Origin of the sequence: Janthinobacterium sp. TB1-E2, assembly GCF_036885605.1 — a bacterium.
GTDB lineage: Bacteria > Pseudomonadota > Gammaproteobacteria > Burkholderiales > Burkholderiaceae_D > Janthinobacterium > Janthinobacterium aestuarii.
In genome coordinates, this window is sequence record NZ_CP142523.1 from 5,684,933 (window position 1) to 5,698,915 (window position 13,983).

At 65.5% G+C, this 13,983-nt stretch carries 10 protein-coding genes; 3 read left to right on the plus strand and 7 right to left on the minus strand.

Annotation, left to right across the window (positions count from 1 at the left end; genetic code table 11):
- Window positions 1-12: 12 nt before the first annotated feature.
- Together OPV09_RS25630 and OPV09_RS25635 are read left to right on the plus strand one after the other, a co-directional pair.
- Window positions 13-1,257 (plus strand): ABC transporter substrate-binding protein, encoded by a 1,245-nt coding sequence (locus OPV09_RS25630; RefSeq protein WP_034746706.1) that lies wholly within the window; start codon window positions 13-15, stop codon window positions 1,255-1,257.
- Between the two features lie 2 nt (window positions 1,258-1,259).
- Complete coding sequence (locus OPV09_RS25635; RefSeq protein ID WP_070301214.1) at window positions 1,260-2,024, plus strand: ABC transporter permease; 765 nt, start codon at window positions 1,260-1,262, stop codon at window positions 2,022-2,024.
- Here the strand turns inward: OPV09_RS25635 and OPV09_RS25640 are convergent.
- The 6 genes from OPV09_RS25640 to OPV09_RS25665 all read right to left on the minus strand — a co-directional run bounded on the left by OPV09_RS25640 (window position 2,021) and on the right by OPV09_RS25665 (window position 6,752).
- Entirely contained in the window at window positions 2,021-2,767 is a 747-nt protein-coding gene (locus OPV09_RS25640) for a lysophospholipid acyltransferase family protein (RefSeq protein WP_338679716.1), read from the minus strand. The two genes, OPV09_RS25635 and OPV09_RS25640, sit on opposite strands and share 4 nt — an antisense overlap.
- A 139-nt stretch (window positions 2,768-2,906) precedes the next feature.
- The gene (locus OPV09_RS25645) at window positions 2,907-4,208 is read right to left on the minus strand and encodes a dihydroorotase (protein WP_338679717.1); all 1,302 of its coding nucleotides are present in this window, start codon (window positions 4,206-4,208) and stop codon (window positions 2,907-2,909) included.
- A 24-nt stretch (window positions 4,209-4,232) separates the two neighbouring features.
- Window positions 4,233-5,198 (minus strand): aspartate carbamoyltransferase catalytic subunit, encoded by a 966-nt coding sequence (locus OPV09_RS25650; RefSeq protein ID WP_034746695.1) that lies wholly within the window; start codon window positions 5,196-5,198, stop codon window positions 4,233-4,235.
- Window positions 5,191-5,715 carry a bifunctional pyr operon transcriptional regulator/uracil phosphoribosyltransferase PyrR gene (gene pyrR / locus OPV09_RS25655; protein ID WP_034746692.1) on the minus strand — a complete coding sequence of 175 codons (525 nt, stop codon included), beginning with the start codon at window positions 5,713-5,715 and terminating at the stop codon, window positions 5,191-5,193. Before pyrR ends, OPV09_RS25650 begins: the two co-directional genes overlap by 8 nt.
- 39 nt (window positions 5,716-5,754) lie before the next feature.
- On the minus strand, window positions 5,755-6,153 hold the full coding sequence (ruvX, locus tag OPV09_RS25660; protein WP_223278885.1) for a Holliday junction resolvase RuvX: 399 nt from the start codon (window positions 6,151-6,153) through the stop codon (window positions 5,755-5,757).
- On the minus strand, window positions 6,150-6,752 hold the full coding sequence (locus OPV09_RS25665) for a YqgE/AlgH family protein (protein WP_034746689.1): 603 nt from the start codon (window positions 6,750-6,752) through the stop codon (window positions 6,150-6,152). Before OPV09_RS25665 ends, ruvX begins: the two co-directional genes overlap by 4 nt.
- Window positions 6,753-7,138: 386 nt before the next feature.
- On the opposite strand from OPV09_RS25665, the gene OPV09_RS25670 reads away from it, so the two are divergent.
- A complete protein-coding gene (locus tag OPV09_RS25670; RefSeq protein ID WP_338679719.1) occupies window positions 7,139-8,602 on the plus strand; it encodes a deoxyribodipyrimidine photo-lyase in 1,464 nt (487 codons plus the stop codon).
- Window positions 8,603-8,669: 67 nt separating this feature from the next.
- On the opposite strand, the gene OPV09_RS25675 is transcribed toward OPV09_RS25670, so the two are convergent.
- Complete coding sequence (locus tag OPV09_RS25675; RefSeq protein WP_338679720.1) at window positions 8,670-13,955, minus strand: Hpt domain-containing protein; 5,286 nt, start codon at window positions 13,953-13,955, stop codon at window positions 8,670-8,672.
- Window positions 13,956-13,983 lie beyond the last annotated feature (28 nt).

Below are 13,983 nucleotides of genomic sequence, written 5' to 3' on the forward strand. Positions count from 1 at the left end.
CGGAACATTCCCATGACATTCGAAGACCACAACAAACCCCTGCACATCTGCGCCTCGTCCGATTGCGACTGCGGCCTGACGCGGCGCGACTTCCTGCGCATGTCGGCGCTGGCCACGGCCAGCGTTGCTTCGCCGCTACTGTTCGCCGGCGACGCCATGGCCCAGCAGGGCCCGAAAGGCGACGACCAGCCCGTAAAGATCGGCTACCTGCCCATCACGGACGCCACCCCGCTGCTCGTCGCCCACGCCCGCAAGCTGTTCGAAGCGGAAGGCTTGCAGGCGGAAACGCCGCGCTTGTTCCGCAGCTGGGCGCAGATCATCGAAGCCTTCGTCGCCGGCCAGGTCAACGTCATTCACCTGCTGTCGCCGGCCACCCTGTGGGTGCGCTACGGCGCCAAGTTCCCCGCAAAAGTCGTCGCCTGGAACCACGTCAACGGGTCCGCGCTGACGGTGGCCAACGAGATCAACAAGGTTTCCGACCTGGGCGGACGCACGGTCGCGATCCCGTTCTGGTACTCGATCCACAACATCCTGCTGCAGCAGATCCTGTCCTCGAATGGCTTGACGCCGGTCACGCGCGCGCGCAACGCCGCCATCAAGCCGAATGAAGTCAACCTGATCGTACTGGCACCGGCTGAAATGGTCTCGGCCCTGGCCAGCAAGTCGATCGCCGGCTACATCGTGGCAGAGCCGTTCAATGCGGCGGCGGAAAACGCCGGCATCGGCAAGATCCTGCGCTTCTCGGGCGACGTGTGGAAGAACCATGCATGCTGCGTCACCTTCCTGTCCGAGCGCGACATCAACACGCGTCCGGAATGGGCGCAAAAGGTCACCAATGCCATCGTCAAGGCGCAGCTGTGGACGCGCACGAACCAGGTCGACACGGCCAAGCTGCTGTCGAACGTGGGCGAGCACCGCTACACGCCGCATCCGCTGCAGGTGCTGACCAAGGTGCTGGCCACCACCGATTACGCCGGCTACGAAAAGCAGGGCCTGATCGTGCACAAGAACTGGCAGCAGCGCCGCATCGACTTCCAGCCGTATCCGTTTGCCTCGTACACGGAAGAACTGGTGCGCGCCATCGGCCGTACCAAGGTCGAAGGCGATACGCGCTTCCTGGCCAACCTCGATCCGAAGTTCGCCGCGCGCGACCTGGTCGATGACCGCTTCGTGCGCAAGGCCATCACGGCGGTCGGCGGCCCTGCCGCCTTCGGCTTGCCGGCCAACCTGCTGCGCAGCGAAACCGTGGCGGTCTGACAATGGCGAGCAAGTTGTTCACGAAGTTCGGCCTGCCCCTCGTGGGGCTGGCCTGTGCCTTGCTGCTGTGGTCGATGGGCGTGACGGCGCTGGAGAAATCCACGCCCATCGCCACCGCTTTTGCGCCCTTGCCCACGGCGCTGGCGTTCCAGGAGATGGTGGGCGGTACGGATATCTGGCTGCACGTGGTATTGAGCCTGCAACGGGTGGCCGTGGGCCTGGGACTGGCCATCGTCATCGGCGTGCCGCTCGGTGTGCTGGTGGCCATGTCGAAGAGCTTTTCCGGCGCGGCCATGCCGCTGTTCCAGCTGCTGCGCATGATTTCGCCGCTGTCGTGGATGCCGATTGCCGTGATGGTGCTCGGCGTCGGTGACGCGCCCGTATACTTCCTGCTGGCGTTTGCGGCCGTCTGGCCGATTTTGCTCAATACGGCGGCCGGCGTGGCGCGGCTCGATCCGAACTGGCTGCTGCTGGCGCGCAGCCTGTCGGCCACGCGCAGCGAAATCGTCTTCAAGGTGATTTTACCGGGCATCACGGCCGACATTTTGACGGGCGTGCGCCTGGCCATCGGCATCATCTGGATCGTGCTGGTGCCGGCGGAAATGCTGGGTGTATCGGCGGGCCTCGGCTACTTCATCCTCGATACGCGCGACCGCCTCGCGTATTCGGAGCTGATGGCCGCCATCGTGCTGATCGGGATTTTAGGCTTTATCCTCGACTACCTGGCCCGCGCCGCGCATGCGCGCTGGCTGCATGTGAAGAATTAAGCGGCCTTCTCCAGCGGCAGCGTAGCGGCCACGGCCGCCTGCGTTGCCGCCGCCAGTTCACGCCGGTGCGCGTCCAGCGTCGCCACTGGCGCCAGGCAGGTCAGGCGCGCCGTGATGGGCGGGCCGCTCAAGATCGCCACCATGCTTTGCGCAAAGCTCATGTCGCCGATGAAATCGACGGCGTGGTGCAAGGCCCCCTTGTCATCCACATACACGAGCGCAAACGGCTGCACCGGCACTTGCGCGTCGATGGCAGCCTCGAACAGATTGGCGTGGAACGGCAGGATCTGCCCTTGCGCGGCGGTCGTCCCTTCTGGGAAGAACGCGATGCGCTCGCCCGCCGTCAATTTATCCACCAGACCCTGGAAGATCAAGCGCAGATCGCGCTTGCTGCCGCGCGAAATGAAGATGGTGCCCGCGCGTCCCGCCAGCCAGCCCAGGATCGGCCAGGCGCGGATTTCCGCCTTGGCGACGAAACGGCAGGGATGGACGGCATTGATGACGAAGATGTCGAGCCACGAAACGTGGTTCGCCACCACCATCGCATGATCGAGGGCCGGCACGCTGTCGGCCGGCTGCGCCACGTGCACGCCGCAAATGTCGAGCAGCTGCGTCGACCAGCGGCGGATGCGCCGGTTGCGTCCCTCCAGGTCCAGCCAGGGAAAGAGCACGGCGCTCTTGGCCATGCCGCAGCCCAGGTGAATGGCAATGCGCGCGAGGCGGTAGGTAAGCAGAAGTTTCAAATGACACCAGATAAAGAAGCAAACCCACAGCAAATTCTGGGGTCAGACCCGGCGGGGGAATCCGCCCCAATGGGGCGAATTCCGCTCCTGAAAGGACTGACCCCGGCAGTATGCTGGAGTTTCACTCCAGTACAAAAAATTAACGCTGAAACGCCACCTGTCCGGCAACGATGGTCGCCTTGACGATGCCGCTCAGCTCATAGCCGAGGAAAGGCGTGTGCTTGCCCTGGCTGGCCAGCGACGCCGACGACACGGTCCAGCGCGCAGCGGGATCGAAGACGCAGATGTCGGCCGCTTCGCCCACGGCCAGGCTGCCGGCCGGGATGCCGGCGACACGGGCCGCGTCGGACGTGACCTTGGCCACGGCGCGCGCCAGCGAACGTGCGCCCGCTTGCGGCTGCTCCAGTGCGTAGTCGTCGGCCCATTTCAGGGCCAGCGACAGCAGCAGTTCCAGGCCCGTGGCGCCGGGCGACGCTTCGCCGAACGGCAGCAGTTTTTCATCGTCGTCGACGGGCGTATGGTCCGAGCACATGGCGTCAACCGTGCCATCGAACAGGCCGGCACGGATCGCATCGCGGTCGCGCTGGCTGCGGAATGGCGGCGTGACCCTGGCGTTCGGGTCGAAGAAGCCGATGTCGGCATCCGTCAGGTGCACATGGTGCACGCCCACGTCGCAGGTGACGGGCAAGCCTTCGGCTTTCGCCGCGCGGATCAGTTCCAGGCCCGCCGCCGACGAGATGCGGCACAGGTGCACGCGCGCGCGGCTGGCACGCATCAGTTCGAAAATCGTGTGCAGGGCGATGGTTTCGGACATCACGGGCACGCCGGACAAGCCCAGACGCGAGGCCAGCGGGCCGCTGTGGGCGATGCCGCCACGGCCGATGTGCGGGTCTTGCGGGCGCAGCCAGACCGTGTAGCCGAAGGTGTTCGCGTACTGCATGGCGCGCAGCAGCACGGTCGTGTCTTCGATCGGCTCTTCCGCCTGCGCGAAGCCGATGCAGCCCGCTTCCGTCAGTTCCGCCATTTCCGTCAGCGACTTGCCCTTCAAGCCCATGGTCAGTGCGCCCAGCGGATGCACGTGGGCCTTGTTCTGCGTCTTGGCGCGGTATTTCAGCATCTCCACCAGGCCCGGTTCATCGAGCACGGGGTCCGTGTCGGGCGGGCAGACCAGGCTCGTGACGCCGCCTTGCAGCGCCGCCTGCAGTTCCGATTCCAGGGTCGCCTTGTATTCGTAGCCCGGCTCGCGCAGGCGCGCGGACAGGTCGACCAGGCCGGGGGAAACCACCAGGCCGGCCGCGTCAAACGTGGTGTCGGCCTTGAAGCCGGCCGGGGCGCTGCCCACGGCCAGCACCTTGCCATCGGCGATAAACAGGTCTTGCAAGCCATCGATGCCGTTGGCAGGGTCGATCAGGTGGCCGTTCTTGATATGTAGTGTCGTCATGCTCGCTTACTCGTCCTTGGGCTATCAGCCCTGATTACCAGCCAAAATACTCATCACCGCCATGCGCACGGCGATACCGAACGTCACCTGCGGCAGGATCACCGCCTGCGGACCGTCGGCCACGGCCGAATCGATTTCCACGCCGCGGTTCATCGGGCCCGGATGCATGACGATGGCGTCCGGTTTCGCCAGCGCCAGGCGCTCGGGCGTCAAGCCGTAGCTCTTGAAATATTCCTGCGCCGACGGCAGCAGCGCGCCGCTCATGCGTTCATTTTGCAGGCGCAGCATGATGATCACATCGACGCCTTTCAAGCCTTCATCCATGTTGGTAAAGGTGCGCACACCCATCTGTTCCAGGCCGCCCGGCAGCAGGGTATGCGGGCCGATGGCGCGCACTTCGGGCACGCCCAGGGTGGTCAGCGCGTGGATGTCGGAACGGGCCACGCGGCTGTGCAGGATGTCGCCCACGATGGCCACCGTCAGGTTGGTGAAATCCTTCTTGTAGTGGCGGATCGTGTACATGTCGAGCAAGCCCTGGGTCGGGTGCGCATGGCGTCCGTCGCCCGCGTTGACGACGTGGACGTGCGGCTGCTTGGTGTCGATCAGGTGCTTGGCGATCAGGTAGGGCGCGCCCGACTGCGCGTGGCGCACGACGAACATATCGGCATGCATGGCCGATAGGTTGTCGATGGTGTCGAGCAGGGACTCGCCCTTGCTGGCCGACGAAGCCTGGATGTTCAGGTTGATGACATCGGCCGACAGGCGCTTCGAGGCGATCTCGAAGGTGGTGCGGGTGCGCGTGGAGTTTTCAAAGAACAGGTTGAAAACGCTCTTGCCGCGCATCAGCGGCACCTTTTTCACGTCGCGGTCGGAAATGCCGACGAACGAGGAAGCCGTGTCGAGAATGTGGTTGACGATAGACTTCGGCAAGCCTTCAATCGTCAGCAGATGTTGCAGTTCGCCGTGTTTATTCAGTTGCGGATTAAGCATGGTGGGTATCTATGGTGAGCGTGAATTTTCCATCGTCGGCTTGCTTCAGGACCAGCGCCTGGCCCGGCGGCACGGCAGTGAAGGCGGCCACGAAATCGGCAGCCACCGGCAACTGGCGTTCGCCGCGGTCGACCAGGGCGGCCAGCATGATCTTCGCCGGGCGGCCATAGTCGAACAGTTCATTGATGGCCGCGCGCGTCGTGCGGCCCGTGTACAGCACGTCGTCGACCAGCAGGATAGTGGCGCCGGCCACGTCAAAGCTGATCTGCGTCGGCTTGACGTCCGCATGCAGGCCCTTCTGGGCGAAGTCGTCGCGGTAGAACGAGACGTCGAGCACGCCCAGCCGGTCGAGCAGATTCAGGTCGCGCGCCAGGCGTTCGGCCAGCCAGGCGCCGCCCGAATGGATGCCGACGATGGCCACGTTGGGGATGCCCGCCAGGCCGCTTTGCACTTGCTGCAGCAAGACCCCGTACAGGGCCTCGGCGTCGAGTTGGGATGGATTCGTAGGATGCGGCATAGAGTTCTTAATCATTCAGGGAGGGAGTCTAGGGTCAGATTAATAATTCGCGTCGAAATACTGTTGCAGGATGATGGCGGCGGCGCGGTCGTCGATGACTTCGCCGCGCTTGGCGGCGATGACGGCCGAGGAATAGCGCTCGTCGACCAGTTCCACGGGCAGGTTGAAGCGGCCATGCACCTGGTTGGCGAAACGGCGGCAGCGCGCGCTCATCTCGTGTTCCGTGCCATCGGGATGGCTGGGCAAGCCCACCACGATGCGGCTGGCGCCCCACTCCTTGATCAGGCTATCGATGGCGGCAAACTTCGGCTCGTTTGCCGTGGCCGTGATCACGCTGAGCGGCTTGGCCTGGCAAATCATGGTATTGCCGATGGCAACGCCGATGCGTTTCAAGCCGAAATCGAAGGCGAGGATGGTGTCGATGGCGTCACCGCTCATGCGTGGCCAGCCTCGCTCGCCAGCATGAGGGGATCGATACCGAGCAATTTGATGGCGGCCACGTAGCGCTGCTCGATGGGGAAATCGAACAGGATGTCGGCCGAGGCGCCCACCGTCAGCCAGCCATTGCGGCCGATCTCGTCTTCCAGCTGGCCCGGGCTCCAGCCCGAGTAGCCGATCGAGACGAGCATGCGCTCGGGACCATCGCCCTTGGCGACGGCTTCGAGCACGTCGATCGAGGTGGTAAACGCCACTTCATCGGTCACCGTCAGCGACGAGGAATAGCGCGCGCCCGGCGTATGCAGCACGAAGCCGCGGTCATCCTGCACGGGGCCGCCGAACATGATCGGTTCATTGATGATGGGCGTGTCGCTGCCGGCCGCCAGTTTCAGGTCGATGCGGTCGAACAGCACTTCCATGGTCATGTCGGTGGGCTTGTTGATGACGACGCCGAGCACGCCGTTTTCATTGTGTTCACACACGTACACGACCGTGCCGCCGAAGATCGGATCTTGCATGGCCGGCATCGCAATGAGGAAATGGTTGGCCAGATTCAGGGTGGAGGAACCGGTCGCGGCCGGTTCTCCCACACCCTGCATCAGACGATGTCCTGGTAGAGTCTGGTCGATTTTACTCTTTTTCATACGCGATGCTCTCTCTGTGGGCTTGCTGGCAAGTCTCGCTTACCCCGCTATCGTACGCCTGGCGCAAGCTGCCGCGAATCTTGGGCGGCGCGCACCGTGGTGCCAGGCGTTATTCTTGTTATCTTATAAATTAATGATCAATTCGCTATGCCTGCCGGCGCATTTCGATGCCAATTGTAAAATTGATTGCAAAATCGCTGTCGCACATAAAGTACCGCGAACATACCCGGTAGTTTACACTGAATTGCCGCCGCAGCGACGCCAAAGGCGCGACGCGAGCGGCCATAAAGCCCTGTTGGCGGCAAAAAATCGCCTATCTTTGACCCTGAACACGCGAAATAATGACAATCAAGACTTCCCTGGTGTGGTTCCGGCGCGATCTGCGCGCATTTGACCATGCTGCACTGCATCACGCCCTGCGCCAGAGTCAGGCCGTGCATTGCGTCTTCGTCTACGACACCGCCATCCTGGCTGCGCTGCCGCGCCGAGACCGGCGGGTCGATTTCATCCATGCCAGCGTGGCCGAGCTGGCCGCCGAGCTTCGCCAGCTCGGCGGCGACCTGATCGTGCTGCATGCGGACGCGGCCGAAGCCATCCCGCGCCTGGCCGCCGAATTGAACGCCGACGCCGTCTTTGCCAACCACGACTACGAGCCGCAAGCGATCGCCCGCGACGCCACCGTGGCCGCAGCGCTCACGCATGACGCACGCCTGTGGTTCAGCTTCAAGGACCAGGTGATCTTTGAAAAGGACGAGGTGCTGACCTTGTCGGCCAAGCCGTACACCGTCTACACGCCGTACAAGAATGCCTGGCTGAAGAAAATGCGCGCGGAACCCGCCTGCCTGGCGCCGTTCGATATCGAGCCGCATGCGGCCAGCCTGGCGCCGCCGCGCGCCGGCACGCCCGCGCCCCTGCCCACCTTGGACGAACTTGGTTTCGAGGCCAGCAACCTGGCCGAACTGGCCATCCCCACCGGCATGTCGGGCGCCAGCCAACTGTTCGAGGATTTCCTGCCGCGCGTGGACCGCTATGACGTGGCGCGCGATTTTCCCGCCCTGAAGGGACCGTCGTATTTGTCCATGCATCTGCGCTTCGGCACCGTCTCGCTGCGCTACCTGGTCCGCACCATCGTCGACCTGATGGACCGGGGCGGTGGCGGCGATGGCGCGTCCGTGTGGCTGGCCGAACTGATCTGGCGCGATTTCTACGCCATGATTTTGTACCAGAACCCGCACGTGGAAGGCGGCGCCTTCAAACCGGCCTACGATGCCATCGCCTGGGAAACGGGGCCTGACGCCGATGCCGCGTTTGCCGCCTGGTGCGAAGGGCGCACCGGCTATCCGCTGGTGGACGCGGCCATGGCGCAGCTGAACCAGACGGGCTATATGCACAACCGCCTGCGCATGGTCACGGCCTGCTTTTTGATCAAGGATCTGGGTATCGACTGGCGCCGCGGCGAAGCGTATTTCGCGCTGCACCTCAATGACTTCGACCTGGCTTCGAACAACGGCGGCTGGCAATGGGCATCGTCGTCGGGCTGCGACGCGCAGCCCTACTTCCGCATCTTCAATCCCATTACACAGTCGGAAAAATTCGATGCCAGCGGGCGCTTCATCCGCCGCTACCTGCCGCAGTTGAAGGCGCTGGGCGACAAGGAAATCCACGCGCCCTGGCTCGTGCCGCGCATGCTGCTCGATCAAAAAAACATCGTGCTGGGGCGCGATTATCCGGAGCCGCTGGTGCAGCACGACGAGGCGCGCAAGGAGACGCTGGAGCGTTATGCCGTGGTGAAGGTGGTGGCGTAATCGGGCCGCTGGTGGCGTCGGGTTACGCGCTGCGCGCTAACCCGACCTACGTCTGGCATCCCTCGGCCTAATGCACTCCACCGCCCAACAACCGCCCCACCTCCGCCAGCAATTCCTCCTCCTGGAACGGCTTGCCGAAATACGCATTCACGCCCAGCTCGAACGCGTGCGCGCGGTGCTTGTCGGCGCTGCGCGAGGTGATCATGATGACGGGGATGGCGCGCGTCTTGTCGTCGCTGCGCACATTGCGCGTCAAATCGAAACCATCCATGCGCGGCATTTCCACGTCGACCAGCAGCAGGGCCGGCATGGCGGCCGGTTCCAGCGCATGCAGCTGTTCCAGCGCATCGAGGCCATCCTTGGCCAGCAGCACCTGGTAGCCTTCGCGCTCGAACAGGCGCTGCATCACGCGGCGCACCGTCAGCGAATCGTCGACCACCATCACGCGCACGGCCGGCGTGGCCAGCGCGCTGGAAGCGGCATGCTGCTCGCTGCTGGCCAGCGCATACTGCGACAGCAGTTCCGGATGGTGTTCCAAGTGCTGCGCCAGCGCCACCGGGTTCAGGATCAGCACGATATCGCCCGTGCCCAGCACCGTAGCGCCGGCGATGCCCGGCATGCGCGCCAGTTGCGGGCCCACGTGCTTGACCACGACTTCGCGGTTGCCCACCACGTCATCGACCTGCAGCGCCAGCCTGTCATTGCCATTCCTCAGCAACAGCACGGGCGCATAACGCTGCGTGGCCTGCGCCGCCGGCGTCTCGCCCAGCATGGCCGACAGGTGGTGCAGCGCCAGCGACTGTCCGTGCGACTCGATGCGCCCGGCCGCCCGCACCTGCTCCAGCTGTTCGCCTTTCAGGTGCAGCACCTGCTCCACCAGCACCGATGGCAAGGCATACGTCTTGCCGTTCGCCGCCAGCAGCACCACTTGCGTGACGGCCAGGGTCAGCGGCAGGTGGATGGTGAAGCGCATGCCCAGGCCTGCCTGCGTCAGCGTTTCCACGCGCCCGCCCAGGGCCAGCGCTTCGGAGCGCACGATATCCATGCCAAAACCGCGCCCGGCCAGTTCCGTCAGGCTGTCGGCCGTGGAAAACCCGGGCGTGAAAATCAGTTCGGCCGCCTGCGCGTCGGTCAATGGCGCATCCGTCGCCACCAGGCCGGCGCCGTGCGCCTTGGCGCGGATGCGTTCCAGGTCCAGCCCCGCGCCATCGTCGGAAAAGGCGATCGCCACTTCATTGCCCTGCTGGCTGACCTGCACCAGCAGCTCGCCCGTCTCGCTCTTGCCCGCGGCCAGGCGCGCGTCGCGCGGCTCGACGCCATGCACGATGGCGTTGCGCAGCAAATGCTCGAAGGGCGCGGCCATGCGTTCGAGCACGCTGCGGTCGATTTCCACGCCGCCGCCACGGATGTCGAGGTTGACGCGCTTGTCGACTTCCTTGGCGCTTTGCCGCGCCACGCGGAACAGGCGTTCGGCGATGCTGGCAAACGGCACCATCCGTATCTGCATCAGGTCGCGCTGCAGCTCGCGCGTCAGGCGAGCCTGCAGCACCAGGTCGTCCGTCACCGCATCGACGCTGTGGCTGAGATTTTCATGGAACGACGCCACGTCGTTGACGCTTTCGGCCATCATGCGCGTGAGTTCCTGCAGGCGCGTAAAGCGGTCGAATTCGAGCGGGTCGAATTCGCGCTCGCTGCCGACGGCCATGCGCGAGGCGATCTGCGATTCGGCCTGCATTTCCACTTCGCGCAGCTGACGCCGCAAGCGCGCCAGGTTATCGGAAAACTCGGACAGCGAAGCGCCGAGCACGCCCACTTCATTTTCCATTTTGGAGCGCGTGATCGACACTTCGCCGGCCTGGTTCACCAGGCGGTCGAGGATATCGGCGCGCACGCGCACCAGCGCCGCCTTCGGTTCGGCGGGCGGCGTGTCTTCCATGCCCGGCAAAGGCAGCAACGGTTGCTGCAGCTGCTCGAACAGGTGCAGCGCATGGTCGTAATGGGCCAGCAATTCCTCGAAGGCCTGCGGCGTGGCGGTGCCCGCGTGCAGCATGTTTTCGATATGCGTCTCAATTTCATGCGCATGCTGGCCCAGGCGCATGGCGCCGGCCATGCGCGCGCTGCCCTTGACCGTATGCAGGGTACGCAGCAGCATCTGCGCCTGGCCGCTGTCGTGCGGCTGCTGCTGCCAGCTGCGCAGCGCCTCGCCGATCTGCGGCAGCAGGTCGGCGCCCTCCTCCAGGAAGACGGACAATAAATCGAGGTCGAGTTCATCGCTGATGCCGGCGCTGGCCGCCAGCAGCGCGGCCGCATCGGCCGGCATGATGGCGGGCGCCGGCGCTTCCGGCGCCGCATGCTCCAATGGCGGCGCGTGCTCGAAACCGGCGTCGAACAGGTCGTCGCTGGCGCCGCTGTCCTGCGCCGGCGACGGTGCCGGCACATCGGCAGCCTCCGGCTGCAGCGCGTCGGCGACGATGCTCGCATACGTCGCTTCGAACAGGGTCTCGAGCTGGGGCAGCGGGACTTCGGCCAGCGGATCGCCAGGCTGCGCCGGCGCGCCGACGATGCTGGCGTAAGCTTCCGCGAACAGGGCGTCGAGCCGGTCTTCCTTGCTCTCGCCGGGCGGCGCCGTCAAGGCACGCCACAGGGTGTTGAGCGCTTCGATCATGTCCGGCTGCGTTGGCGCCAGGTCGCCCAGCGCGAATGCCTGCAGCATTTGCCCGATGCGCTGCGTGGCCTGTTCCAGCACGTCGTGCTGCTCCGCGCGCAGGCCGGCCAGCGGCGGCACCACCGTTTCGATGACCGTTTCCAGCGCGTGCGCCAGGTCGCGCAAGGACTGGAAGCCGACCGTGCCGGACGTCCCCGCCAGGGTATGCACGGCTTGCAGCGCCTCGGCGCTGACGGCGCGCTGTTCATGGCGCCATTCGCCGAAGTCGCGCGTGAGCACGCGCAGCAGTTCATCCGTCTCGGCCAGGTAGATGTTGTACAAGGGAAGGCTGATGCGCAGTTCGCCCACGTGCTTGAGGTGATCGTCAGGCGCTTCGTGGAGCGTGGGCGCCGTGGCCAAGGGAAGTCCGATCACATTGCCATTGCTGGCCACGGGCGCGGCCGATGCCGGGCGAGGCTTGCGCAGTTCGAACGGGCCGCCTTCGCGCACGCGCTCGGCCGCCAGCAGCAGCATGCCGGCCTCGCGCTCGCGCCCCGCGCCGCCTTCCAGTTCGGCCACCCATTCGCTGAGCTGGTACCAGCCGTAATTGAGCAAGGTAAACAAGTCGTCACTGACGGGGCGCGCCTCGGCAAGCCAGGTATTCATGACGCGTTCGATGGCGCCAGCCGCTTCGGCAAACTGCGCCAGGCCGATCATGCGGCTGCTGCCTTTCAGGGTATGGAACGAGCGGCGCAGCATGGCCAGGTGGTCGCCGCTGGCGGCCTGCTCGCGCGGCAAAGCCAGGGTGGTGTCGATGAAGGCCAGCACTTCGCGCGCTTCGGCGATGAAGATGTCGAGCATCTCCGCGTCGACATCGGTCACCGCCGGCACAGCATCCATGCCGGCGGGCGCAGCGGGCGCCAGTGCCTGGTCGAGCAAGGGCACGGGGCCGGCGGCGGCGACTTTTTCAAATGGCAAGGCGCGGAAGGTGCCGGCGGCCGCATCGAAATGGAAACGCCCGCTGGCCGCCTGCGCGTTGCGGCCCAGCATATCGGCAAAAAAGCCCAGCGCGCTGACATTTTGCGCGATCTCGTCGAGCGCCTCGGCGCGCGCCTCCGCATTGGCATCCGCCTTGGCGTCGGCACCGGCCAGCTGCCGCACGGCCGCATCGACCTGCAGCACGGCGGCGCGCGCATCTTCCTGTTCCAGCCCGGCCAACTGCTGCTGCAACTGCTCCAGCACGGGCGCGACGCCATTGAGGGCTCCCGTCCCCGCACCCGCTGCATCCGCGTAATATGCGTTGAGCACCTTTTCCACCTGGCGCAAGCCCGTCTTCATTTCCTCGGCCAGCGCGGCCACCGTCTGGCCCTGTTCGATCTGACGCGACAGCTCGCCCGCCGTGACAGGCGGCGGCGCTTCGCCAGCCAGCAGCGCCTGCAGGCGCGCGGCGATGGTTTCCGCGTTGCCCGCGAAATCGTCGGGCAGGCGGCGCAGCTGCTCCAGGCCCGTGTCGGCAAACAGCAGCGCCATGCCGATTTCATTTTCCAGGGCCGCGCTGCGCCCGCTGGCCACGGCTTGCCGCGCCACGGCCGCGCATTCGCGCAGCAGGCTGGCCAGGGCCGGCTGCTTCAGCGTATCCACATATACGGCCACCTGTTGCAGCGACGCGTCGAAATCCGTGGCCAGGGCTGGATCGAGGTCGGCTTGCGCCAGCCGGCTCCAGCTGGCGCGCGCCTGCGCCAGGGCCGCGCGGGCGCCTTGCAAGGTGTCCTGGTCGACCTGGCCGTAGCGCCGCGTTTCCACGTCGACGGGCAGCATGCCTTCCAGGGCGAAAGCGGCGCGCAACTGGCGGGCTTCTGGCGTCGGCTCGCGTGCGGCGGCGATGAAGAACAGGGCGTCGCGCAGCATCGCTTCGGGCAGGCTGGCCGTCCCCTGTGCCAGGCGGCGCAATTGCAGGTTAATCAGGCCGAACAGCTGCTTGACGTTGAGCGTGCCCATGCCTTCGCCGCTGGCCGCCAGTCCCGCAAACGCCTGCATGGCGAACCAGAAGGTGCGCGCGGGAGCGTCCTGCTGCGCGTCGGCCACCAGGGTCAAGGTGGCGTGCAAGTCGCCCGCATGCTGGCGCCGCGCCGCGTCATCCTGCGCCTTCAGGAAGGGCAGCAAAGATTTTTCAAAGCGCCCGCGCCAGGCCGGGTAATCGGGCACCGGGGGTGCTTCCGCCAGCGCGATGGCGTGCCCTTCCAGCGTCGACGCCGGAGGGAAAAACAGGTCGGCCGGGTGGATGCGCTCGGCGCCCAGCATGGTTTGCAGGTCGCGGTAATAGGGGAACAAGCGCGCCGGCTGCGGCGGCGTGCCGGCCACCAGGTCTTCCAGGTATTCGCTCAAAGCTTGATACAGTTCGGCGACGACTTGCGCATGGTCCAGCGTGTATTCGAGGCTGCCGTCGCGAAAGCGCGCCAGTGCCTGTTCCGCAGCGTCCGTCAGCAGGCTGGCGCCGGCCACGTCCACCATCACCAGCGCGCCATGCGCCTGGTGCAAGTGCGAGCGCGCATGCTGCAGCGCCGTGGCGCGTTCCTCGCGCTCGCGGCCACCCGCTTCGAACAGGGCTGTTTTCGAGCGGCCCAGCGCTTCGCGGATTTCCACCATCACCCACGACAAAGGCTCGCTGTCGAACGGCTTGGACTGCTGTGGACTATCTGGTGTGCTCATGCATGCCTCGGTAAAGAATTCGCCCTGG